The 551-nt window shown below is 47.2% G+C and carries 1 protein-coding gene; it reads right to left on the reverse strand.

The features are described from left to right. The coding region (locus ACKGJN_RS16680; protein WP_409540694.1) for a hypothetical protein at positions 1 to 551 on the reverse strand (551 nt) is incomplete at both ends.

The following is a 551-nucleotide window of genomic DNA, read 5'->3' on the forward strand; positions in this document are numbered from 1 at the left end:
ATCATAAGTCACGTCATTGCTGAACAATGGGGTGCCGGTATAATCTACATCAGTTGTTGCAGTAACATCCGTTACGCTAAACGCATAGGTCTCATCCGTAGCCGAAGCCGTGGTCATCGTTACCGTATGAACTAAATCAGATCCTTCTGTTGCTGTCGCTGGTGTTACACTTGCTACCGCTGCTGTATCATCATCCTGGATTGTTCCTGTGGCTTCGATTCCACCTACACTTAACGTATAAGTCTCATCGTTTTCATCCAACAAGTCTGTTAATCCTGGGAAGGTAACCGTAAATTCTGTTACCCCTGCAGGTACGGTGATGGTCATCGTGATCGGATCATAAGTCACGTCATTGCTGAACAATGGGGTGCCGGTATAATCTACATCAGTTGTTGCAGTCACATCCGTTACGCTAAACGCATAGGTCTCATCCGTAGCCGAAGCCGTGGTCATCGTTACCGTATGGGTCAAGTCTGTGCCTTCTATTTCTGTCGCATCCGTTACACTTTGTACCGCTGCCGTATCATCATCCTGGATTGTTCCTGTGGCTT

This window comes from Gillisia xinjiangensis (genome assembly GCF_046298265.1).
GTDB lineage: Bacteria > Bacteroidota > Bacteroidia > Flavobacteriales > Flavobacteriaceae > Gillisia > Gillisia xinjiangensis.